This is a genomic window from Nostoc sp. UHCC 0251 (assembly GCF_034932245.1).
GTDB lineage: Bacteria > Cyanobacteriota > Cyanobacteriia > Cyanobacteriales > Nostocaceae > Nostoc.
This window is the reverse complement of the sequence record NZ_JAYGHD010000051.1, coordinates 1-23291: the sequence shown is the minus strand read 5'-3', so window position 1 is coordinate 23291 and position 23291 is coordinate 1. Positions and strand designations below refer to the sequence as shown.

Genomic DNA, 23291 nt, shown 5'->3' with positions numbered 1-23291 from the left:
CCTCTGCCTCCCCTGCTCCCCCTGCCTCCCCTGCCCCCCCCGCTCCCAATTACGCGGTGATACTACCAGAAACTAAAACTGCATGGAACTGAAAAATCACTGGTTGGCTGCAAACAAAGTTGCTTTACCACGACTACTACAGTGGGTGAATCTCCGACCAGAGGAGAGCGAACGTACACAGATAATGTTTGTTTTTTACACAACTGTATCTGTAGGATTGCGGTGGGCAGAGGACAGTACGGTGGCGCTGTTTTTGGATGAATATGGCACTAACCTACTGCCTTGGATGTATATTGCCAGTGCCGTAATGAGTGCAGGGCTAGTTTTTTTATACTCTTGGCTGCAAAAGATTTTTCCCTTACGCCGGGTGATTGTAGCGATCGCACCTTGCATGTTGATGCCATTAGTTCTATTAGTTGTATTACGTTGGGGAGCGCATTTTTCCTACCTGGCAGTGATTTCGGTATTTATGCTGCGGCTATGGGTAGATGCACTTTATGTAGTCAATGACCTCAACACTTCCATCGTCGCTAACCAAATATTTAACATTCGCGAGATTAAGCGGACTTACCCACTAGTGAGTAGTGGCCTTTTAGTAGCAGATGTAATCAGTGGCTTTAGTTTGCCTTGGCTATTGGAATACGCCACGCTGAATAAAATCATCCTCATCGCCTGTGTAGTGATTTTATTAGGATCGGGGATTCTATTCTATTTAACTCATCATTATCGAGCAGCTTTTCCTGAAACCCCACAAAGAATAATTCATGAAGAACAAGCTTCACGACAGCGTTTCATTAAAAGTCCGCTGAAGCGCTATGTTTGGCAATTGTTTGCCTTTGTGGGACTATTGCAAGTCATTGGATTGTTAATAGATTTCCAATATCTACGCGAACTCAAATCCAATTTGAGCGACCGAGAACTCGCCAGTTTCTTAGGTCTTTTTGGTGGCATGTTAGGACTGTGTGAGTTGTTGTTACAGTGGTTTATTTCCAGCCGACTCATCGAACGGATGGGGGTATTTTTCACAGCCACACTTTTACCAATCACCGTAGGCTTTTCACTACCAGGAGTGCTGCTATTTCTACATTTAATTCCAGCGATGCAATCGCAAAGCTTTTTTTTGGGTCTGATAGTTATCAAATTCTGCGATGAACTGCTGCGCTACACCTTTGTTATGAGTAGCGGCCCCATTCTTTACCAACCGATTCCAGAGGCAATTCGCAGCCGGATGCAGACTTTATCTGGTGGAACAGCCGAAGCGATCGCTACAGGTTTGACAGGAGCGCTAATTTTTGCAACTCTATTATTTTGTGGGCGGTTTGTACCCGTACCACTGCAAAAGTGGGTGTTAGTAGCAGAAACGATGCTGATAGCTGGCACTTGTTTAACAGTAGTTTGGGAATTGCGATCGCGTTATGTTGAACTGTTAGTCTTAAGTGTGGCGCGGGGTCACTTGAGCGCTACCAATGTGGGCTTAAAATTCTTTAAGCAAGGGGTAGTCAAAGCTTTAGCAGAAAAAGGCAGCGAGGCTGATAAACGTTCTTGTATTGAACTTTTGGCTCAAATTGACCCCCAAGGATCTGCGGAAGTTTTAGCGCCTCTATTACTCAAGTTAAGCCCAGATTTGCAGCGCCAAAGTTTGGAGGTAATGCTGATGGCAGGTGCAAATCCTGCTTATCTATCTGCCATCAGTCCTTTGTTAGAACAACCCCAAGATATTAACCCTGAAGTTTTCGCCCTAGCACTGCGCTACGTTTGGCTGGCTGAACCAAATCCCAATTTAAGCATCCTAGAAGAATACCTGAACCCCCGACAAAACTCACTCATCCGCGCTACCGCCGCCGCTTTAGTCTTACGCCAGGGAACACCCATGCAAAAGGTAGCTGCTACCAAAACCATGCGCCGGATGTTGACTCATAAGCAAGAACGGGAACGGGTGAATGGAGTTCGAGCGCTCAGAGAAGCAGTTTATTTGCAGGCGTTGCGGATTCACATCCCGAATTTATTACAAGATGAGTCGTTACGGGTGCGCTGTGCCGTATTGGAAATGATTGCAGCAACCCATTTAGAAGAGTATTATTCGGCACTGATTGCAGCACTTTATTACAAATCAACGCGCTGTACAGCAATGTCATCCCTAGTGCGACTGGAAAATGAAGCTATAGAAATGCTGTTGCGCTTGGCTACCAATATTTACAAACCAGAAGTAGTGCGGATGTACGCTTGGCGTACCATTGCTCAAATTGGTACGCAAGAGGCATTGGAGACTTTATGGGAAAACTTGGAAACATCTTGGGGTATAACTAGGGATCATATTCTTCGCAGCTTACTAAAAATACATAAACAACCAGGAATTACAGGTTTAGTGGATCGGTTTTATGAAAGTCGGGTAGAAAATTTAATTAAGCAGGAATTAAAGTTTTTAGGCGAGATTTACGCCGCATATATTGACTTCCAAACACTTTACGAAAAAGAAAAATATCAATCCAGTGAGAGGATGGTGATTGTCTCTGAATTACTGCAACGCGCCCTTTTAGAATTGGAATTGGATGTAAAAGAGCGGCTGCTACTGCTATTGAAACTGCTTTATTCACCAGAAAAGATGCAGGCAGCAGCATTTAATCTGCGATCGCTCTCAGTGGTAAACTTAGCGCGGGGGTTAGAAATCCTAGAGCATACCGTAACCTTGTCTTCAAAGTCTTTATTACTAAATATTTTAGACAACCGACCGGAACCAGAAAAATTGCAACATTTGGTAGAAGCCAAGCTCGTAGAATATGAGAGCATGGTAGTTAGCGATCGCCTCCACAGATTGCTGATGTTGGGTAACTTCCTTTCTGACTGGTGCCTAGCTTGCTGTTTTCATTTTGCTCAGGTGAGTCGCATCCGATTGACAAGTTCGGAGATTTTAGTGAGTTTACGTCATCCAACCGGTTTTGTTAGAGAAGCTGCGATCGCATATTTAAATATGGTTTCACATCGCGTCCTTTTGCAAATCCTCCCCCAGTTACAAAAAGATTCACATCCATTGGTGGCCGCTCAAGTTAAAGAGTTACTCGAAAAATACCAATTCAATCACTACAAATAAACCTAACTGCTTACAGAGTAAGACTGCTTCGGCAGCGTCAGTCATTGAAGGTCAAGTGTTTCCCCGCTCCTTCAGGACGATGAGTGTGTCAAATTCCCAGAAGTTGAAAGTATCTCTCGTCAAGCTACATTTCCATTCCTTTGCTAACTTGTAAAGTGGAATAGGAACTGGAAAAGAGCATCAAGAATATTCATGTACGTATTAATTGGTGGAGCCGGCTTAGTAGGCTTAAGTTTGGCGCAAAAACTAGTAGAATTGGGGCATACTGTTGCCGTAATTGACATTGACCCTATCGCTTGCCGCTATGCCCGTGAACAAGTAGGAGCAATGGCTTTTGAAGGCAGTGCTGTAAGTACAGAAGTATTGTTAGAAGCTGGGATTCGCAAAGCCGGCTCCTTGGCAGCAGTTCTCAGAAGTGATGCCTTAAACTTGGCAATGGTAACTCTTGCTAAACACTACGGTGTCACCCATATTTTGAGTCGAATGCGCCACCCCGATTTTGCCGAACCACTGCGGATAGCTGGAGCTAACCATATTATTAGTACTGTTGAATTATCAGTTTCAACAATGGTGAATGCCATCGAGTATCCGCAAGTGGAATCAATGATGCATTTTGAGCAAGGACAGATTGAGGTTCTGAAACTTGCCATCCCAAACAATTGCTATGTTGCTGGGCGTAGCGTTGCCGAAATCGCTCAAGATACCCGATTTCCTACTGGTTCGTTAATTATTGGCTATCAATCCCATCCTCATGAAGATTTGATAATTCCTAACGGCAGTACAATACTGGAACCTCATTCAACTGTGCTAATTGTGACTAAACCAGGATCTTTACATCAAGTCATTGATTTTATTGAACAAAGATGTTGAGCGCAATGCCTACCGAAACTCTTTATTAGGTGGGATTAGCTACACAGGTATAAAAAATGGGTGTAAATAGTTTTGATGAAACCATATCCATATATTTTAGCGATCGCTGTTATTTTTCTTGTATCTTGTCAATCAACAAATATTTCACTCAAGTCACAATCCGCTGCTACTCAAGCAATCCCAGTTCAAAAAGTAGTGACGCTAGATAAAAATTTTAAGATAGCAAGCGGTCAAACTATATATGTTCCTGTCTATTCCCATATCTATCATCACAATAAGCAGGAAATTTTCGAGTTAGCAGTTACCCTTAGTGTTCGGAACACAGATATGACCAATCCGATCGTTATTACTTCTGCGCGCTACTACAACTCAGAAGGGAAATTAATTAAACAGTATTTGGAGCGTCCTATTCAACTTGATGCGCTAGCCTCGACAGATTTTTTTATAAATAGAAATGACACCAGTGGAGGTTTAGGCGCAAACTTTATTGTTGAGTGGGTAGCTCAAACAGAAATATCCGAGCCTATAGTGGAGGCAGTCATGATTGGTACTGACTTTCAGCAAGGAATTTCTTTTATCAGTCCTGGTAGGGCGATTAAAAATCAAAATAACGATAAGCGATCGCCTTTAAAATAATTCGTAATTCGTAATTCGTAAGTCCTGATCATGTCCGGGTAATTAGTTATGATTTCCACAATCATTGCACCCCTCCCCTTGGCAACTACGGTGTACATACAAGTCGGAAATAGTAGTCTGTAAAGGAATAATTGATGAGTCCATTCTTTGTAGAGGCGGCGATTTATCGCGTCTTCAAAAACGAATCATCTACACCCATAACCCTTAACTGAAAAGTATTGTAGCTGGAAGCAACAGCTCCTAATCAGCCAAAACTAAAAGGTTCATCGACAAAGGCCAGACTATCCTCAATGCCTCTTTCCCATGCCCAATGCCCAATACCCTATATTTAATCATCTTCAAGCTTCAGCAATTGTTCATCAAGAGTTTGTATCCGCCCGCGCACAATTTCTTCTGAGAGAATTCGCTTCCGCATTGCCTCATTGAGCGCTCCTTTTTCTGCCAACAGTAAACGGCGGCGAATGGCTTCAAGTTTACTGCTCTTGCCACTTCCACCTTCCACCTCATCAGGGCGACGATTATAAAGTTCTCGCAGTGTCTTTTCTGCACCAGCAATTCGTACCTGATAAGCTGAACGCATCTCTTCATAAACGGCTTTTGGTAATACACCTGATTTCAACAGGCTATCTAATTCATCTTGTGCTGCTTTACCCGTTATCAACTGGGCTTGCAACTCTTCAACCTGTTGTTGAACTTCAGAAAATTTAGATAATTTTAAGCGTTTTACCACCCAAGGCAAACTTAAACCCTGTCCCACTAACGACACCAACACGCAGCCGAAGACAATAGCTATGAAGACTTCTCGCCCTGGTAATGTAGTAGGTAAGCTCAACGCCAAAGCCATTGAGAGTGAACCTTTGATGTTGCCTAAAAATAGTAAATGTTTCCAGCGCAACGGAATTGGGCGGTCAATCCAACGAACCCCTGCTAATAACGGATAGACTGAAAGAACTCGCCCGACTTGATAAGCCAAAACTGCAAATAGAATTGCAGGTAAAGTTCTCCAGAGCGTTACCAGGTCTATTTCTACACCAATCAGCAAAAAAATAAAGGTGTTGACAGTAAAGCTGGCATATTCCCAGAAACTTAACAAGGTGATGCGGCTAGAAGCAGAAGTATTCCGATAAAGCCCTAAATTCCCGAAAATTAATGCCGCAACAACTACAGCCACAGCACCCGATACACCGAGAAATTGCCCTACCTGAAAAGTTCCTAATGCAACTGCAACTGTCAGTAACAGGCTGCTAAGGGGATCATCTAAACGGGCAAATACAGGGATACTCAAGTAGCCCAAGACTAACCCTACTAGGCAGCCTCCTAAAGAGATAAATAGTAGTTGTTGGATTGCTTCTAGAAATGTGAGTGAGCCTGTTGAATATACTTGTAAAATCAAGTTGAAGGAAACTAGGGCTGCTGCATCATTAAATAGAGTTTCTCCTTCAACGATGCTGGAAAGCCGGGAGGGCACTGGTATATCCTTAAATACAGCAATCATGGAAACAGTATCAGTGTTTGCCAGAATTACTCCGATAAATAACGCAGGTATCCAACTCAATCCCAGCCCATATTTCAACAGGAAGGCAATAATACCACTGGAAAGCACAGCCCCTGGCCCAGCTAGCAGGGCAATTGGTTTAAAGGTGCTGCGTAGGCGGCTGACATCTGTATTAATACCAGCTTCAAAGATGAGAATTGGCAAAAAAAGATTCAATACAAGGGTGGGATTTAAACCAATCGGACGAGATAATAGCTCAGTGATTGGCAAACCTGCTAATACTAAACCCGTAACATAAGGGATTCGCAACCGTCGGGACAGCAGAGCTACACCTGTAGCAAGCAGCAAGAGAATAATTGAAACTTTGATTAATTCAGTAACATCCACTATGACGTTTTAGAAAGTTAGTTTAACTTGACTGATAGATTCTCTCGTCATTCATGTCAAATTAGCAACTTTAGCGTTGAGGTTCAGAACTTCTAATTTCCTCCACTTGACCAACTTCAAAAATTAGAGTGAATGTTTGCCCCATCTCTCGCTTGACAAATTCTTCTAATAATTCTACTTGCCGAGGTGTGACAGGTTCTTTTGCTCGGACGCTCAAACGCACTTCTGGGGGATTTGTCAACCAATTGGTATTGCTATTGAGCAACTGCAAGCGTCCAAAGGTGACAGTTCGATTTAACAACGCCCGTCGTAGACTATTTTCTAGTTGTGCTTGTCGTACAAGTCGAACAAAGCTGACTCCCAAGGGAATTACCAGGATAGCCGTCAAAACCATAGTCCAAATTAGGGGCTGACGGGCCCGCGCCATTGAAGTGTAACCCGCTACTAAGAACGTCACCATACAGGAGAGAGCAATACCTAATAAGTTGGTGAGATAAAGTAGAGTTGCCCCGAAACTGAGTGACCAATTTCCTTGTGCCAAGCCTAAGCCAATCACACAAATGGGGGGCATAAGGGCAACAGCGATCGCAGTTCCCGCTAAACTAGTAGAGATTTTTGTCTCAACTTTCGCGTAGCCACTGATACCACCAGCAGCTACCGCAATTCCTAAATCTAATAGTGTTGGTCTTGATCTAGCCAGTATTTCACTACCATATCTAGACAACCCCACCAGCAAACCCAGAGTAAAGGCGATCGCCACCGCTAATATAGTACCCACTGCTACAGCAATCATCCCCTTGCGAAACAAGGTAATATCTGCTTGTAAAGCACCAAAAGCTAAACCACGAATTGGTAACATCAGAGGTGCAATAATCATCGCGCCGATAATCACAGCCGCACTGTTGGACAATAAACCTAAAGTAGCGATCGCACAGGAGCTAATAATTAAAATTATGTAAGCTGAGTCTAGGGTTGATTCTGCCAGCAAGTCTGTATGTAGCTCTTGAAGTTGTTCCGGCTGCGAACCCCGGCGACGGAAATTTTTAAAGCGATCTCGAATGTTATTACCCAAGACCTTTCTCCTAAATACTCGGTTAACTGTAAAATATTCAATCTCTGTTAATTAAAGCCTTACATTAAGCTGGTGTCATCTGATTATTTTCAGATGAGGATAAATGCAAAGTTATATCAGGAATTTCCCTATGGTGCTTGAATCCGCGATCGCAGAGGAAGTCATTACAAATAATCTCAAGCAATTTCTGTTGGTACTTTCGGTATCTTTAGGTGTGGCGACACTACCGCAGATATTTAGCTGGTTTCGCAATATACCTTACACCTTGCTACTGGTGATTGTCGGGTTAGGTTTGGCGTTGGTGGATGTGCGTTTAGTAACCCTTTCTCCCCAATTAATTTTGTTCATTTTCTTACCACCGCTGCTATTTGAAGCTGCATGGAATTTGAAATGGGCGGAATTGAAGCGAGATTTAGTGCCAATTTGCTTGTATGCAGTGTTCGGGGTGTTAATTACAATAGCAGGCGTAGCGATCGCTCTCAATCAATTCGTTGGTATTTCCCTAACTACAGCTTTACTCATCGCCGCCAGTCTATCTGCCACTGACCCGGTTTCTGTCACCGCTTTGTTCCGCCAACTCGGCGTAGGTAGTCGTCTTACCACCTTAATGGAAGGCGAAAGCTTATTCAATGATGGTATGGCTGTAGTTGCCTTTAGTTTTTTGGTGGCCTTATCTTTGGGAACTGTGGAATTGGAATTCCAGCCCATTGTATTGCAGTTATTTACAGTTGTTGGAGTCGGTGTAGGGGTGGGAGCTTTCATTGGGTTTGGGATTTCTTACCTCACCCAGCGCTTCGATTTGCCTTTAGTCGAGCAATCCTTAACCCTAGTTTCCGCCTACGGCACTTACCTGATTATTGAAGACTTGGGCGGTTCTGGGGTAATTGGAGTTGTCACCACAGGTTTAATTTTGGGCAACTTTGGCTCTCGTATAGGGATGAATCCCCGCACCCGCATTATTGTCTCCGAATTTTGGGAATTTTTGGCATTCTTTGTTAACTCCATTGTCTTCTTGCTAATTGGCGACCAAATACGCTTTGCTAGTTTAGGCGAAAACCTGCAAATCATTATGGTGACAGTGGTAGCAATGATTTTGATGAGAGCAGTTGCTATTTTGATTCTCACCAGATTTAGTACTAGCATCACCAAATCGGACATTTCGTTACCAGACCAAACTATCCTCTGGTGGGGAGGATTACGCGGTTCAGTCTCCATTGCCTTGGCATTGAGTGTACCAGTAACATTACCAGAGCGAGAAAAAATCATTGCAACGGTATTTGGAGTAGTTTTATTTACTCTACTTGTCCAAGGATTAACCATCAAACCATTGCTAGAGAAACTCAATTTGCTAGGTGATGCACCATTACGTGAGCAATATTTAGAATTCGTTGCCCGTCATGTTGCCTTAGAACGCGTTCTAGAACATCTCCAGGCAGACAAACGCCCAGGTATTGACCCAGAGTTTCGCCGTTATCAAGAGACACTAATCAAAGGTGAACTTGCAGATTTACGGATAGAAATTGACAAATTACAGGGTGAATATCCCAATCTTCAGAGCTTTACAACAGAACAATTCCGAGGAGAACTGCTGGCAATTGAGGCAGATACTTATGCAGAATTTGTCAAATCTGGTCGGTTAAATAAAGAATTACAATCTATGCTTGAGGGTGTTTTGCCGAATCAAAAAGAAGGTTGATTTCCAATAATGTTCGGTTAAGGCAAGAGATGCGATAAATCGCCGTCTCTACAAAAGACTAATTGTTGTAGAGACGGCGATTTATCGCGTCTTGGTAATGATTTATCACATCTTTGTGATCTAAAAATCAGTTCCACCTAACAAGCAACTTCAAGTTACTTCTTTGTAGGTAGACCCGCCATACTTTAAAACATCGTTATCCGGCGTAGAAGCTTGAGGTTTGTTGAGCATAGTCAGTATCAACAGTGGTGTTTGGAACAAGAAAAACACCAAGTCGATAATCCCGAAGACGGGATAAACGTTGGGGTAAAGAAAGAAAAAGAAAATGACTCCTTGCGATCGCGCAAAGATTGCTAGTACCGCATTAGATGTGTAGCGGTACGGGTCATTTCCTCCCGGAATGTAGAACAGCGACAGCAGAACCACTAGCAAGCCAGCAAACGAAGTCCATATCGGGTCTTCGGTAGGTCTTTGGTGGAGTAATTCCAGCAACCAACTCGGTGCAAAAATAGCGGGTATACCCATGACGCAGTTTTGGATAACACCTAACCAGACGATCGCCCGGAACCAAACAGCATATTTGTTCATAACTTGGCTACAAAGTTTTTAAGTATTCGACTAATGCTTGTTTATCTTTGACAGGTAAATCAGTGCCATAGATATGTCCTTGGTTACTATTACCAGGAACACTAATGTCATATTTAAAACCTACACGTTGCGCTTCTTCTCCTTCGGAAATAAAGCCAACTTTGTTTTGGTCATAGACATCAAATCCTCGATAAAAAGATTGGGGACGATCCTCCGGTTTTTCTAACAAGTCTTGTAGGGATGGCACCGAACCATTATGGAGATAAGGCGCTCTTAACCAAAGACCATCAAGAGAGACAGAAACATAACCATTGGTCTTCCGCAACTGGTTGAAGTCCCAAGCATAACCATCGCCAAATTTGTTGTAAGTATCTGCTGCTTGCTGCGTCCACATATCTAGACGGTGGCGGTCAGTTCCCACTTCTTCAACAGGAATCACCTTACCAGTCCTTTCGCCGCCAAATGCATGACAAGATGCACAAGTATTGTTAAAAATTGCTTTTCCTTGTGTAGCTATTTGATCATCAACTGCAAACGGATATTTAGGAGGCGGAAGTTCCGAAATATAATCTTCTACCCGTTGCAGATCCTCTACTGGTAGAGACTCTTTAGTTGCACCGTCACCAATCGCTCCAGTCTGCACCGTTTCTCGCAGCGAAGTTTCTAAACCATCCCAATGCAGGGCAAAGTTTTGGTGTTGCTTTTCATTCCACAAAGGCATCATATCTGAGTTACCAATGGTGTCATCTTTAGGCAACTTTAAAGTAGTGAACTTCACAGGATTAAACGGGTCAATTCTACCTGGCCCCCAATTAGGACGAGAATCAGTCCAAGCAAAGTCTGCACTTTGTTGTAGCAGCCCTTTTTTTGTTTGGGGAATAATTATAAAACGATAAAGCAGGTTTTCTAACCAGCTAAACTCATGACTATATTTGATTTCATCAAGTATATAATCCGGTTCAAATCTGGGGTCACTAGCAGCATTACCAAGAAAGCGGATATAGCCTTGCGAATCAAATCTATTAGCAGGCCCAGCTGCAATAATTGTTGGCTTATCTTTGAGGTTTTCTCGATAAGTAGCATGATGACAAACAGCACAAGTTATCCCAACTCTGGGAAATCCAATTGTTTTTTTAGAAAAACCGACTGGTAGCTCTTTACCTTCTTCCCAGGTAATTCCCAAAGAAGTATAACCGCCTGGGCCTGGTAGCTTATCGGGAAATATGCGTGGTAATACTAACCAAATCCAATACGGTACACCTTGCGCTTGTTCTGTACCAATAGAACCATATTTAAAATGATCCTCTGGTAACTCATAAACTTCCCTAGGAACTTCGCGGAAAAGGTTGTACCATCCCACATAACCCACAACCCCAAAAAGAAGGACAATAACTACAGCAATTGAGGTGATTATTTTCCCTAATTTTGACTTAAGTATTGCCATAAACTTAGGTTTTTTCTCGCTAAAATATTTTTCAAAGTTTCTTCATGTACTCAACGATCGCATCTTTTTCTTCTGGGGAAAGATCAACGCCGTATAAGTGACCGCTATTACTGTTACCATCAAGTTTTGTATCAAACTTGAAGTAATTTTTACCATTTTCTTCGGCTACATCAGAGACAAAACCAACTTTTTCTCTATCGATAACGTCGTAGCCCCGATAAAATTCTTGTGGTCTGTTCTCTGGTTTTTCTAGTAAATCCCGTAAGGTAGGGACTGAACCATTGTGCAAATAAGGGCCGCGTAACCAAACACCATCAAGAGGCATATTCGCATAGCCATTAGTCTTGCGAAAATTCTTAAAGCGCCACGGATAACCTGCATACAGCGTATTTTGGTTAGAGATGGTTTCATAAGTAAATGAATCTAGGCGATGAGGGTCTGTACCAATTTCTTGAATTGGTACAACTTTGCCTGTATACGCACCACCAAAAGCGTGACAACTAGCGCAATTACTTTCAAAAAGTGGTTTTCCTGTAGCCGCTAAAGTTTCGTTAACTTCATAAGGATATTTGGGTGGTGGTAGTTCCCACAGCCAATCAGCAACTCTCTGAATTCGAGGCAAATCAATTGTTGTGGGTGTGACTCCAGTTCCTAAGGCTGCACTTTTATTACGTTCATCAACAGATGTGTTATTACCATCCCAATGTAACTGCAATCCCTCGCGGGGTTTTTGATTCCAAATTGAGGGGAAATCAGAAGTACCAATTAGTTCATCTTCACGCAATTTATCCATTGGAAAATGGAATTGAATTGCTTTATAAGGATTAAAAGTATCTACTCTTCCTGGCCCCCAATCTGGCTGTTCTTCCACAAACTTAAGTCGATATGCCTGATTAATTAGTGCATCTCTAGTTTGGGGAATTGCAATGAAGCGATAAAGTAATTTTTCAATGGGATTAAGACCACCACTAATTTTTTCAATTTCTGGTAACATCCGGTTAGCAGTAAAGCGCTCATCCACACCAACTGCTGATAAAAATTTGATATATCCCTGCAAATTCAGCACATTAGCAGGCATCGTAGTCATGACTTGATGTTCACTATTAGGGGTATTTCGCAGTGTTCCTGTATGACATACAGCACAATTCAACCCAACTCGATCAATAAAGACTCGGCGTTGCGAAAAACCTATAGGCAAATCTTTGTCAGGTTCTTTGATAAATCCCAGAGAAGTGTAACCTTTTCCAGGTAATTTATCTGGGAATAATTCTGGTAAAACTTTCCAAATCCAGTAAGGGATGCCATTGATGGGTTCGCTGCCAATTGAACCATATTTAAAGTGGTTTTCTATGTCAGCATAATCCACTGGGGAGTTAGATAAAACAGGCCACAATAAAAATACTGCTACTGCTGCAACACCCACAATCACAACCCAAATCCGCCGGAAGATGCCCTTTATTCCCTTGACTGGGGTAGAAAGTAAGGTAGGGTTAGTTTGTTCAGTCATAAAACACTCCCCATATTGTCGATATTATCTGTAAGCGAAATTGTCAATGTGATACCCATCGCTTTTTATTTAGATGAATTGGCAAACTGAGTTGGATGAAAGACTGACATTACTTCTTCCATCATCTCTTCATAGCTATTGAAGCGATCCTGCTCGTAACAACCCAAGGGATTTTCTATTACATTCAACAGACATTTATTACAATAAGTACAAGGTTTATCTGCTAGGTCTTTACCTTCTTGAAAAGATTTAACTAGGTAATTATTAGCAATTAGGGTACGAGCCATTGTGACGCCATCACAATACTGATCGTTAATTGCCTGACGAATATATGAAGCTTGCTGTAAACCACCAGTGCATAATACGGGGATATTAACGTGTTTTTTAATTTCTCTGGAATCTAGTAAGTTTCTGCCTTGGTTCTCTATTAATAACTGCTTAATTTTGGGGTCTTTTACATCATCGCCACTAAATGCTTGAGGAGGTAATTGCTTTTTCACACGGTTCCATAAAAGATTGAAAAGTGGGTGTAAAAATGACTTACGAAATAAAATGTAGTTGCGTGTAGTTTCAATGCCACTTGACAACATCGCATCATAAGTTCTAGTAATAACATCAAAATTAAAGTCACCAATGGGATTGAGTGGGTGAGGAAATAAACTACCAGTTGACACATGGACGCCATCAGCCCCAGCTTCTTCTGCCCATTTACAAACTTGGATCGAATCTTCTATGGTATTACCTGGTTTTTCCCAAAAGGTGACGGCGTTGTTATAGTCAACGGCACTAATTTTAAATTGCAGATGAAAGTCATTACCTACTTCTTTACGAATTGCTCTAATTACATCTAGCAGAAACCGCGCTCGATTCTCTAATGATCCACCATATTCATCTTGGCGATCGTTAATTCCAGAACTGAGAAATTGGTTAAAAAGATATCCATTAGCACTGTGCAATTCTACTCCATCTAAACCTGCTTCACGGGCACGCCTAGCACCATCGGCAAAGTGTTGGATTGTTTCTTTAATTTCTGCTAGTGTCATAGCTTGACACAAAAATCCGTGAAATGCCTCAGTTTGGCTAGTGGAACTTAACGCTTTTTTTCCTAAGTTTTCTATACCGGCAATATCCTGCTGTCGCCCCGAATGACTTAATTGCAAGATAAATTTACAATCATATTCGTGGACTTTTTCGCCGACTTTTCGCCAAAAAGGAATGCGCTCATCACAGTCAATGGTGGCGTAATTGGGCATAATTCTTCCCCGGATGGCGACTGGTACAAAGGAAGTAATAATAGCCCCTACACCACCACGAGCAAACTTTTCTTCCCAGTTGATTCGGGCTTGGGTTCCTGAACCATCATAGTTATCCCATCTTCCAGAAATACTAGAGCGAAAGATCCGATTTTTTACTGTGAGATTACGGAATCTCAAGGGTTCAAAGATAATATCGTTTTCCATCTGTTCCTCTGTCTTTTGTGTTTTTTCGGCAATAAAATTAGGTGTCAGAATTTTTCTTAGCACGAATAGCCTCGCCAGAGAATTATGATTTCTAGTGTCTCTGGGAGGGTAATGTTTTATGTCTACAAATCTACAGTGGAGGTTTTCGGATGCGATCGCTAAGTATTAAGTTTTTGTTACTTATATTTTCCTACCAAGTTTCACCATAGATGTTTATTGATCAAAAAGTGAAGTTTCAAAACCTCGCCCCTGGTGGGCGAAACAGTCCTTTTATCGCAAGGTAGGTAAAAACCCCACCCCTAGTGTCGGGCTTAGTTTAATTGCGAATTGCGAATTGGTTTTATCCTTATTGGTTTTTACAGTTATATAAAGTCTTTTGCAGTTTGTAAACCTACAACATGAACAAACAAAATCTTAAGAAAAATGAAAACTTTCGTCTTTATTTCTCTTAAAAGGTTAAGTCAACCTTAAAATTAGCTTCTAACAATTTGTTACAAACTTAACCAAGTACCTAGGGAATGGATATAACCATAGCAAATTGATTATTGAACACTATTGTAAGTTTACAAATTTTTAAATTTTTAGGTTAAAAATGTATAAAAGTTTATTGATGACGTTTTGCAAACTTGTGTAGTAAGTTCATATATAACGAACCTCAGTAAGGTACATTTAAAATCATCAAAATATCCCAAGACTAAATCTGGAAAATGGGAAATTAGTGATGAAGTATTAGTGTACCTCTGCAAATGTGAGGTGCTGCAAAGAAGGTTTAGGTCTTACAAACAAAGAGTTTTATGAAAAAGACAAGTCTAATTTTTAAGGGCTGTCTGCTCCTCTTATTCGTGACTATGTTTATAGTCTGTGGCTTTTATGGAACGCCTACAGCTTTAGCTGATGAGTATAGTGAAACACCTACATCCATAAGTACTAGCCATTCGGATACGGGTGTATCTGAATACCCTGATAACTGTGAAGGTATCGGTTATCTTCCAGACTACAAAGTAGAGAATTTGACAGATGCCGAGAAACGGGGCCGTTGTACTTGGTACTTATGGACTGGCGGTAATTCTAAGTACTATCGTGATTTAGCGAAGCGGACACATGGCGGTGTTGACTTGCTAAAGCTGATTGACTCGCGTGTGCATGATGAGCGATTCCAACGCTATGGCGCTATTAACGATCCTGGATGTGAGAAAGCAACAACACCAGATAAATACGGTTTGTGGCTAGATAAATGCAAAGATCCACTTTCAACAGGCGTTATTGGGTTGCGTAAGTTCCAAAATCCCAAGTTTGACTCGGCAAAATGGAACCCTGTTGAATATGCCAAAACTTCACAAGTTGAGCCTCCATACGTCATTGGACAGTCTTGTGCCATCTGTCATGTAGCGTTAGATCCTCTCAACCCACCCAAAGACAAGGAACACCCGAAATGGGAAAACCTCGTAGCAGCATTGGGTAATCAATACATCAAGGAAAGCAAATTATTTGCATCCAGTGTTAGGGAAAATAGTTTTGTTAAGCAAGTACTTGACTCTCAAAGGCCGGGTACATCTGATACTTCTCGGATTGGTAACGATCACATCAACAATCCGAATGCGATCAATGCCATTTTTAATTTAGGCGATCGCCCCACATATCCAGAAGTGATGAACGATGGTTCAATCAAGGATGTCAATCATATTCTCAAGGATGGTGCGGACTCTACAGGAGTGGCAAATGCCTCACTACGCGTCTACGTCAATATTGGGATGTGCGGCGATTACTGGACGACTCTCCATGAACCTTTATTAGGCAGAACTCCCCAAAAACCTTTTGATATCGAAAAGGCGCGGAAAGAGTGCGAAGACTGGAGACAGACAGAAGCACGCATGGCTGATGCCGAAGCATTCTTGAAAACCATCAAGCCGATGCACTTAAAAGATGCACCGGGTGGTGAAGAGTTCTTAAGCAAAGATGAGGAAGTTCTCAAACGTGGCAAACTGGTTTTTGCTAGTACTTGTGCTGGTTGCCATTCCAGCAAAAAGCCACCTGCTGAAATTGCTGTTGACCCCGAACAGGCTCAGAAATGGTATGAAGAGTCTGTACTCAGTAGTAATTTTCTCGACCACAACTTCTTGTCTGATGACCAGCGTTATCCAGTTACACTAATTGGTACCAATGCGGCGCGATCGCTAGGGACAAATGCCACTAAGGGGCATATTTGGGATCAGTTCTCATCTAAAACCTACAAAGAACTACCCTCACCAGGTAATTTGATACTATACAACCCCTTCGATCAGAAAAAACCCATCGAATTTAAAATACCAGATGGCGGTTTGGGATATTACCGCACACCTTCGCTAGTTAGTATTTGGGCAACAGCACCACTTCTGCACAACAACACACTAGGACTTTACAACGAAGATCCTTCAGTGAAAGGACGTGTGGAAGCCTATACGGATGCTATGGAAAAGTTGCTGTGGCCTGAAAAGCGTGAGGGAATTATCAGCAGGACATCTCAAGATACTAAATTAGAGCTTCCTCCAGGAGATCCAAATCCGAGATTTAGGATTCCTATTCCTAAAGGTACGCCTGTGAATTTGCTGGCAAGCATTAATATTAGAGAGGCGATTACATCTCTCAATCTCAGCAGTCTTTTCCAAGACTTGAAACCGGGCGGTGGAATCAAAGATAAGTTGGCACGTGTGCTTTTAAGAGCCAACAAATCTCCCGACTTCGTTGAAGATGAGGGTCATTATTTTGGCTCAAATCTGCCAGATGAAGACAAGAAAGCCCTAATTGAGTTTGTGAAAACTTTCTAAGACACTTGTCTGGATGCTGCACTCGTTCCCAGGTTAAATATGGGAACGAGCAAAAATATTTATTAAATAGTGAGGATATAGATGCAGTATTTACCAATAATCTTTGTTCGTGGATATGCAGGGACGCAAAAAGATATTGAAGAAGCAGTTAATGATCCATTTTATGGCTTCAATAGTGGTTCATCACATATTCGAGTAGATCAGAAAGAAAATCCCCAAAAGTTTGTTTTTGAGAGTCCATTACTGCGGCTAATGACCGATCATGGTTATCAACCGATTGTTGACAATCAGAATGTGAGCAATCAGATTAAAAGATTGTCTGAGCAACTTCATAAAACTATTTGGATCTACCGATTTTATGATGTAACTACACCTAGTTTTGGCTCCTCAAGCGTAGTTCGTCAGGAGATGGAGGAGATAGCAAAGGGTTTAAGAGACTTGATCAAAAACGTCAAGCAAACGACGGGTGCAGACAAAATTTATCTTGTCGCCCACTCAATGGGAGGTCTTGTTTGTCGTAGCTTGATTCAAAAGATTTATCCAGAAAAAGGTGAGCAAGCTGCCCATCACATTGATAAATTCTTTACCTACGGTACACCTCATGGTGGCATTTATTTTGAAGTCGGAAGTGGCTTGCTGGAAGAACTGAGGGACAGGTTTCAATTGAATAATTCTGATGATTTTGGCCCCCAAAGGATGTACCAGTATTTAACACCTTATGTTAAGCCAACCGATAAATTACCTAATAATTTTCAGCTACAAAAATTACAAAGTATAGAGAATGCATTTTCGCCAAACCGCGTCTTTTCTCTAATCGGCACTAATGCACATGATTATGAAGAGGCTTTGGGTCTTTCACGAAAGGCTGTCGGGGTGAAAAGTGATGGTTTAGTTCAGATTGACAAAGCCTACATCACGGGATCTCATCGTGCATATATTCATCGCGCTCATGGTGGGCGTTATGGTATATTAAACTCGGAAGAAGGTTATCAAAATTTGCAACGCTTTTTGTTCGGTGATATTCAGGTGAAACTGTCTCTGAGTAATGTCGATTTAAAAGAACAGAACAATAATTTTTATCAACTAGAAACTAGGGTTGCTTTGCGTGGCCTTCCTACTCCTATATATGAACAAGCGATCGCTCATTATTGCCCAATCACACAAGAGTTAACCAGAACAGATAAACCCATTCCTCTGTTTACAGCCTTTTTAATCCCAAAAAACTCAGCTAGTGATAATAATGTGTGTAGATATGCCCTGCGTTTAGCACTACATTCTTTCACAAAACAAGAGACCAATTGGCTACGTGACAGTCATCTCGACCAAGTGCCTTTGTGGACTGACTATCTAATTACTGATGTTGTCGCAACAGATGGTACTTATGAGGCTAAATACAGTTGGAATTCCGTTGAAAAAGAGCCAATAACGAACTTAAGTCCCACTTCAGAATCCAGTTCAAATGTATATGTTGCATACGTTCCCCTGCCTGAACGTGGGCAAAGAGTCTTAGGTCAAAATGTGGCAGTCCGCTTGGAAATTTCACGATGGCAATAAATTACAGCAGAATTCAGGAGTCAGAATGGGCTAAACCTTAGCTATCCGCTAACAGGAGTCAGAATTCAGAATTTAAGAGTTAGAATTCAGAAGTAAAATATCTGGCTTTAAGACTTAGCTTGTGTACTTGACTAATTTTAAATCTGCTGTCAGTAGTAGTGTGGGGAATGCTGGTTGTGTAGTCAGTGATTAGTTTAAATTAATTAGCGCTTTTTAAGTATTATGAAGAGAGAATAATTAAGGTTAAAAAGCGTTAAGTTAATAACAACTAATAACTCATGATTCATTTTTTAATCTGTTAAGAAAGAAAAAAATATGCAGAGTAATCGCAAACAAACGGCTCTTATTACTGGTGCATCTGGCGGCATCGGTTATGAATTTGCAAAGTTATTTGCTCAAGATGGTTACAATCTGGTGTTGGTAGCTAGAAGCGTGGACAAGCTGAATAAAATCGCTGATGAATTTAAAAATAAATTTGGCATTGATGTCAAAGTTATTTCTAAGGATTTATCAAATCCATCAGCCCCAGAAGAAATTTTCACTGAGCTAGAACAAGCATCTATCAGAGTTGATGTGCTGGTAAACAATGCTGGGTTTGCTACCTACGGATTATTTCACGAAATTGACCTGAATGCTGAAATGCAATTACTACAGGTTAATGTTGTATGTCTCACACATTTAACCAAGTTATTCCTAAAAGGTATGGTGAAGCAGGGGTCTGGAAAAATATTAAACGTGGCTTCGACTGCTGCTTTTCAACCAGGGCCGCTGATGGCAGTATACTACGCTAGTAAAGCTTATGTATTATCATTCACAGAAGCGATCGCTAATGAGTTAGAAGATACAGGTGTTTCTGTAACGGCGCTTTGTCCAGGGCCTACCGAATCTGGTTTTCAACAAAGAGCCGCAATGGAAGACTCAAAGCTAGTAAGCGGTCAAAAAATTATGACTGCGGAAACAGTAGCCCAAATCGGCTATCGTGGTCTATTAGAAAACAAAACTGTTGTCGTTCCTGGAATTAAAAATAAGCTCCTTGCAGAATCTGTAAGATTTACTCCCAGAAAGCTAGTGACTAAACTAGTCAGAAATATGCAGGAAAGCAAGTAAATTTTACCATAGCAATCCTAAATCAAACGCGCAGAAACAAGATCCCGGACTTCTTAAAGAAGTCCGGGATCTGCGTGTTGCAATTCTCATAAGTCTTTAATTACGAATTACGAATTATTTTAATCTCCCTGTGGATGCTCATCCCACAAGGTTGTCAGTTCCCGTAAACTCTGATGATTGCCATTACCCAAAATCAGATGATCTAGTACCGGAATCGCCAAAAGCTGCGCCCCTGCTAACAACTGACGTGTCAATTCTATATCTTCCTGGCTGGGTTCAAGGTTTCCAGAAGGATGGTTGTGGGCAACTATTACCCGCGTTGCACCTTGGCGAATAACTTCTCGAAAGATTTCGCGGGGAGAGGCTAGGGTTTCAGTTGCTGTGCCAATGGTAATTACTTGCGTACCCAATAAGCGATTCTTAACATCTAAAAGCACCACTGCAAAACGTTCTTGTATCTGCCACATTAAATCTTGACTGAGGGTAGCAGCAGCAGCAAGTGGGCTATCAATTAATGTGCCTTCTGAAGGGCGAGATTGAAAGGCACGTTTGCCTAATTCAATTGCTGCTAAGATACTTGTCGCTTTCGCCGGGCCAACACCAGGAATTTGCATCAATTCAGTAGGGGTAACTTCCCGCATAGCTGCCAAAGGATCACGTTGGTGTTTGCCTAATTCGCTCAAAATATATTGTCCTAAACCTACAGCAGAGAGTTTTCCCGGCCCTTGACCAGTACCTAGAAGAATTGCGATTAACTCTGCTGTGGCTAAAATTTTGGCACCATGCGTCATTAATCGCTCACGCGGACGCTCATTTGTAGGAAGGTCGGCAATTCTAAGGCAATAGGTCATAGGAAACTAAGAGAATAGCCACTAAAGATAGTTACATCTTTAGTTATCCCTTGTTTGCTCTCAAAATCATCTTTATTTGAGAAAATCTTTAATTTTGACAAGTATGAATCTGGATGTAGAGACGTAGCAGCGCTACGTCTCTACAAGGATTTTGGTATTATGCAAAATCATTTTCATACATGGAATCAGCAACGCCATAATATAAATTAACTCATGAGCCTTCTTTCGCAAGTTGGGCTTTTGCCTGTTGCCACAAGTTTTCTAACTCATCCAAACTGTAATCGGAAAGGGGACGATCTACAACTGCTTCCATTTTTTCTAATCGCTGGACAAATCGCTGATTTGTGCCTTGCAAACCGGCGCTGGGGTCAAGATCATGCCAACGGGCTAGCTGAATAACTGCAAATAGTAAATCACCTAATTCTGCTTGTTGTCTTTCTGGTGTTTCCTCGGCTAAAGCTTGTTGGAACTCCGCCAACTCCTCATGAAACTTATCCCAGACGCCCTGAATATTTTCCCATTCAAACCCAATAGCCGCAGCCTTTTGAGAAATCTTCATCGCTGCTGTCAGTGGGGGAAGGGTACGCCCATAACGACCAAGTTTAGCACTGAGTTTTTGCGCGTCTGGAGATACTTCGCCTTTTTCCGCAGCTTTGATTTGTTCCCAATTTTGCCGCACCTCATCCACACTTGTGACCGACACATCACCAAATACATGGGGATGACGGCGAATCAACTTTTGGGAAATCCCCTGAGTTATTTCTTTGAGGGAAAATTGCCCAGATTCGCTAGCGATTTGGGCTTGCAGTACCACTTGTAATAATAAATCGCCTAACTCCTCTGCGATCGCACTTTTATCCCCACTCTTAATTGCATCTACCACCTCATAAGCTTCTTCAATCACATAAGGCGTCAGCGTTTCGGGAGTTTGAGCTAAATCCCAAGGACAACCACCATCAGGCGATCGCAATTTCGCCACCACCTCAATTAATTCCTGCAACGCCGCCAAAGTATCAACTTTGTCATTTGTCATTTGTCGTTCTTCCGTTGCTCTTTCTGGTAACTGTAGCTCGACGACTACTGCGACTTGTAACTTTACGCTTCTTAATTTTGCCACTAGGAAGCAACCCCCGAACGCCCTGTTTTTGAAAGCGCTTGTATGCCGAACCTCCCCAATCGCTGAGAGAATGACTCATCGCACCCAGTTCCAACCCCAAAAACAGGGCGATATATTCAGTATTGTATTGCAGGAGCGATCGCCCCACAGTTTGTCCCAAATCCTGCCAAGTAAAGCTTAGATTCCACAACCTTTCGGCAATTGCCAAAACGAAAATTGCCAAGATAGCTAGCAAACACCCCAGATAAAGTATCCGCAAAATCGTGCCAATAATCGGCCCGTGGGATAAAAAAGAACGATGCCGCAGACTTTTTTGATAAGGTAGCCAAATCCAGCGCAAGAAACCCCAGCGTTGAAATTGCACAGAGTAAATATCCAAATCCGGGCCAAACATCAGCCCTCCAAATAGAAACCCGCCTGCAACAAACAAAGTCGCATTGCTACTGCGAGTTTGCCAGAAAGTAACGCCCGCCACGAACGGCAGAGCATACATAGTAATGCGATCGTGCGTCCGACCAGAGGGCATCCTAAATCCTGAGTAACTGAATCACCGAACTTCTGAGCAACGGCTTATGCCGATCAGAGTTCTCACTGAGTCAGTATAAGAGAAAAAAAGAATTTCTTAAAACTACTAGCGCAATGCTAAATGTTTTGCTATATTAATTAAGGATTAGACAAAAGGGCGGTTAGCTCAGTTGGTAGAGCGCCTGCCTTACAAGCAGGATGTCATCAGTTCGAGTCTGGTACTGCCCATTAAAAAAATTAAGGCTAGAAACAATTAAATGAGTTTCTAGCCTTTTTGAATTGTGGTATTCCTTAACTACGGCAGAGTAAGTCTTTAAATTTAAAGGATGACCAGACATTCATTTCTTTGCCTGAATATGGTCATCTAGGTGCTGTAGATACCATGTTTGGCTTGGCTAAAACTCTAGAGTCAAAGAAAATAAAACCTGGGAATCTTGTGGTTTTAGCTAGTAGTGCTGCTGGTTTTTCATGGGCAGCGTTAACTCTAAAGTATTAGAGACACTAACCAAGCAATGATGCTTAAAAATTTTATAATAAAAGTTACGAAATAGCGATCGCCTCACCTAAAATTATTAGAGAAAAAGCTGAATCACAAGGGCAATTAAGATAGTTTTGCTTAATGCCACAGGGACAACTTCAAATCAGAGCAGTAGGAAGCCCCATCACTGATTTGGTGTTCGTGTTCAGCTATCCAATCATAAATTTTTGCAGCTACTCTTAATGCCGCCTGTTCTGAGCGGTAAAGCTTTGGGCTAGGGCAGAAAGCTTTACCATTGATGTGTACGGCGGCAATCTGCCAATAGTCGCTGCCTTCACCCTCCGGCATTACTTCTAAAAACCCGCTACTTTTTGGCTCGATTATTCCTATGTTCATCTGCAAGCCCGAACTCTAAAAACAGAGTACAACAACTTCTTGCAGCAATTCAAGCGATACCTACGGCGCTCGGAGAAAAAAACCGATAGGGTCAGGGGGCGATCGCTTACCTCATGCATTCATGATAATTCAGAGGGTGTAGGGGATAGGGTTGCAGGTTCGGGAACCCCCGTTTAAAAACGGGAGATTGTAAGAAGGACACTGTTTTTCTCGCGC

At 42.0% G+C, this 23291-nt stretch carries 17 protein-coding genes, 1 tRNA gene and 1 pseudogene; 9 read left to right on the top strand and 10 right to left on the bottom strand.

The annotated features are described in order from the left end of the window. Positions 1-82 precede the first annotated feature (82 nt). The 3 genes from VB740_RS09075 to VB740_RS09065 all read left to right on the top strand — a co-directional run bounded on the left by VB740_RS09075 (position 83) and on the right by VB740_RS09065 (position 4594). Complete coding sequence (locus VB740_RS09075; RefSeq protein ID WP_323199709.1) at positions 83-3088, top strand: MFS transporter; 3006 nt, start codon at positions 83-85, stop codon at positions 3086-3088. Between the two features lie 192 nt (positions 3089-3280). Continuing rightward, positions 3281-3958, top strand: a complete 678-nt coding sequence (locus VB740_RS09070; protein ID WP_323199708.1) for a TrkA family potassium uptake protein — start codon at positions 3281-3283, stop codon at positions 3956-3958. A gap of 75 nt (positions 3959-4033) precedes the next feature. Continuing rightward, the gene (locus tag VB740_RS09065; RefSeq protein WP_323199707.1) at positions 4034-4594 is read left to right on the top strand and encodes a DUF3124 domain-containing protein; all 561 of its coding nucleotides are present in this window, start codon (positions 4034-4036) and stop codon (positions 4592-4594) included. Between the two features lie 328 nt (positions 4595-4922). On the opposite strand, the gene VB740_RS09060 is transcribed toward VB740_RS09065, so the two are convergent. Together VB740_RS09060 and VB740_RS09055 are read right to left on the bottom strand one after the other, a co-directional pair. Then, a complete protein-coding gene (locus VB740_RS09060) occupies positions 4923-6476 on the bottom strand; it encodes a cation:proton antiporter (protein ID WP_323199706.1) in 1554 nt (517 codons plus the stop codon). Between the two features lie 70 nt (positions 6477-6546). Further along, positions 6547-7548, bottom strand: a complete 1002-nt coding sequence (locus VB740_RS09055) for a DUF389 domain-containing protein (RefSeq protein WP_323199705.1) — start codon at positions 7546-7548, stop codon at positions 6547-6549. A gap of 130 nt (positions 7549-7678) precedes the next feature. Between VB740_RS09055 and VB740_RS09050 the strand changes: the two genes are divergently transcribed. After that, positions 7679-9244 carry a sodium:proton antiporter gene (locus tag VB740_RS09050; RefSeq protein ID WP_323199704.1) on the top strand — a complete coding sequence of 522 codons (1566 nt, stop codon included), beginning with the start codon at positions 7679-7681 and terminating at the stop codon, positions 9242-9244. 150 nt (positions 9245-9394) lie between these two features. Here VB740_RS09050 and VB740_RS09045 read toward each other — a convergent pair whose 3' ends face one another. The 4 genes from VB740_RS09045 to VB740_RS09030 form a co-directional block, all read right to left on the bottom strand. After that, positions 9395-9832 (bottom strand): hypothetical protein, encoded by a 438-nt coding sequence (locus VB740_RS09045; RefSeq protein WP_323199703.1) that lies wholly within the window; start codon positions 9830-9832, stop codon positions 9395-9397. A gap of 7 nt (positions 9833-9839) precedes the next feature. Beyond that, positions 9840-11276, bottom strand: a complete 1437-nt coding sequence (locus tag VB740_RS09040) for a c-type cytochrome (protein ID WP_323199702.1) — start codon at positions 11274-11276, stop codon at positions 9840-9842. A gap of 31 nt (positions 11277-11307) precedes the next feature. Further along, positions 11308-12783, bottom strand: a complete 1476-nt coding sequence (locus VB740_RS09035; RefSeq protein ID WP_323199701.1) for a cytochrome c — start codon at positions 12781-12783, stop codon at positions 11308-11310. Positions 12784-12848: 65 nt separating this feature from the next. Then, on the bottom strand, positions 12849-14306 hold the full coding sequence (locus VB740_RS09030; protein ID WP_323199700.1) for an NADH:flavin oxidoreductase: 1458 nt from the start codon (positions 14304-14306) through the stop codon (positions 12849-12851). Positions 14307-15037: 731 nt separating this feature from the next. On the opposite strand from VB740_RS09030, the gene VB740_RS09025 reads away from it, so the two are divergent. The 3 genes from VB740_RS09025 (at position 15038) to VB740_RS09015 (ending at position 19708) form a co-directional block, all read left to right on the top strand. After that, positions 15038-17047: a hypothetical protein gene (locus VB740_RS09025; protein WP_323199699.1), complete on the top strand. Its 2010-nt coding sequence runs from the start codon at positions 15038-15040 to the stop codon at positions 17045-17047. Positions 17048-17128: 81 nt separating this feature from the next. Next, positions 17129-18601 (top strand): lipase/acyltransferase domain-containing protein, encoded by a 1473-nt coding sequence (locus VB740_RS09020; protein WP_323199698.1) that lies wholly within the window; start codon positions 17129-17131, stop codon positions 18599-18601. 315 nt (positions 18602-18916) lie between these two features. Beyond that, positions 18917-19708 carry an SDR family oxidoreductase gene (locus VB740_RS09015; protein WP_323199697.1) on the top strand — a complete coding sequence of 264 codons (792 nt, stop codon included), beginning with the start codon at positions 18917-18919 and terminating at the stop codon, positions 19706-19708. A 119-nt stretch (positions 19709-19827) separates the two neighbouring features. On the opposite strand, the gene radC is transcribed toward VB740_RS09015, so the two are convergent. The 3 genes from radC to VB740_RS09000 form a co-directional block, all read right to left on the bottom strand. Continuing rightward, positions 19828-20559, bottom strand: a complete 732-nt coding sequence (gene radC, locus VB740_RS09010) for a RadC family protein (RefSeq protein WP_323199696.1) — start codon at positions 20557-20559, stop codon at positions 19828-19830. A 211-nt stretch (positions 20560-20770) separates the two neighbouring features. Further along, positions 20771-21592 carry a nucleoside triphosphate pyrophosphohydrolase gene (gene mazG / locus VB740_RS09005; protein ID WP_323199695.1) on the bottom strand — a complete coding sequence of 274 codons (822 nt, stop codon included), beginning with the start codon at positions 21590-21592 and terminating at the stop codon, positions 20771-20773. After that, positions 21582-22202, bottom strand: coding sequence for a metal-binding protein (locus VB740_RS09000; protein WP_323199694.1), 621 nt, complete (start codon positions 22200-22202; stop codon positions 21582-21584). Before VB740_RS09000 ends, mazG begins: the two co-directional genes overlap by 11 nt. A 154-nt stretch (positions 22203-22356) precedes the next feature. Here VB740_RS09000 and VB740_RS08995 point away from each other — a divergent pair. Both VB740_RS08995 and VB740_RS36760 read left to right on the top strand, forming a co-directional pair. Further along, a tRNA-Val gene (locus VB740_RS08995) sits at positions 22357-22429 on the top strand. Positions 22430-22520: 91 nt separating this feature from the next. Further along, positions 22521-22697: pseudogene (locus VB740_RS36760) on the top strand (3-oxoacyl-[acyl-carrier-protein] synthase III C-terminal domain-containing protein); the annotation flags it as partial. Between the two features lie 120 nt (positions 22698-22817). Here the strand turns inward: VB740_RS36760 and VB740_RS08990 are convergent. Further along, the gene (locus VB740_RS08990) at positions 22818-23075 is read right to left on the bottom strand and encodes a hypothetical protein (protein ID WP_323199693.1); all 258 of its coding nucleotides are present in this window, start codon (positions 23073-23075) and stop codon (positions 22818-22820) included. Positions 23076-23291 lie beyond the last annotated feature (216 nt).

Excerpts from the sequence above, each read along its gene's own strand:
- VB740_RS09075 (WP_323199709.1), top strand. The coding sequence starts at position 83 with ATGGAACTGAAAAATCACTGGTTGGCTGCAAACAAAGTTGCTTTACCA.
- VB740_RS09070 (WP_323199708.1), top strand. The coding sequence starts at position 3,281 with ATGTACGTATTAATTGGTGGAGCCGGCTTAGTAGGCTTAAGTTTGGCG.
- VB740_RS09065 (WP_323199707.1), top strand. The coding sequence starts at position 4,034 with ATGAAACCATATCCATATATTTTAGCGATCGCTGTTATTTTTCTTGTA.
- VB740_RS09050 (WP_323199704.1), top strand. The coding sequence starts at position 7,679 with ATGGTGCTTGAATCCGCGATCGCAGAGGAAGTCATTACAAATAATCTC.
- VB740_RS09045 (WP_323199703.1), bottom strand. The coding sequence starts at position 9,832 with ATGAACAAATATGCTGTTTGGTTCCGGGCGATCGTCTGGTTAGGTGTT.
- VB740_RS09040 (WP_323199702.1), bottom strand. The coding sequence starts at position 11,276 with ATGGCAATACTTAAGTCAAAATTAGGGAAAATAATCACCTCAATTGCT.
- VB740_RS09035 (WP_323199701.1), bottom strand. The coding sequence starts at position 12,783 with ATGACTGAACAAACTAACCCTACCTTACTTTCTACCCCAGTCAAGGGA.
- VB740_RS09025 (WP_323199699.1), top strand. The coding sequence starts at position 15,038 with ATGAAAAAGACAAGTCTAATTTTTAAGGGCTGTCTGCTCCTCTTATTC.
- VB740_RS09020 (WP_323199698.1), top strand. The coding sequence starts at position 17,129 with ATGCAGTATTTACCAATAATCTTTGTTCGTGGATATGCAGGGACGCAA.
- VB740_RS09015 (WP_323199697.1), top strand. The coding sequence starts at position 18,917 with ATGCAGAGTAATCGCAAACAAACGGCTCTTATTACTGGTGCATCTGGC.
- radC (WP_323199696.1), bottom strand. The coding sequence starts at position 20,559 with ATGACCTATTGCCTTAGAATTGCCGACCTTCCTACAAATGAGCGTCCG.
- mazG (WP_323199695.1), bottom strand. The coding sequence starts at position 21,592 with ATGACAAATGACAAAGTTGATACTTTGGCGGCGTTGCAGGAATTAATT.
- VB740_RS09000 (WP_323199694.1), bottom strand. The coding sequence starts at position 22,202 with ATGCCCTCTGGTCGGACGCACGATCGCATTACTATGTATGCTCTGCCG.
- VB740_RS08990 (WP_323199693.1), bottom strand. The coding sequence starts at position 23,075 with ATGAACATAGGAATAATCGAGCCAAAAAGTAGCGGGTTTTTAGAAGTA.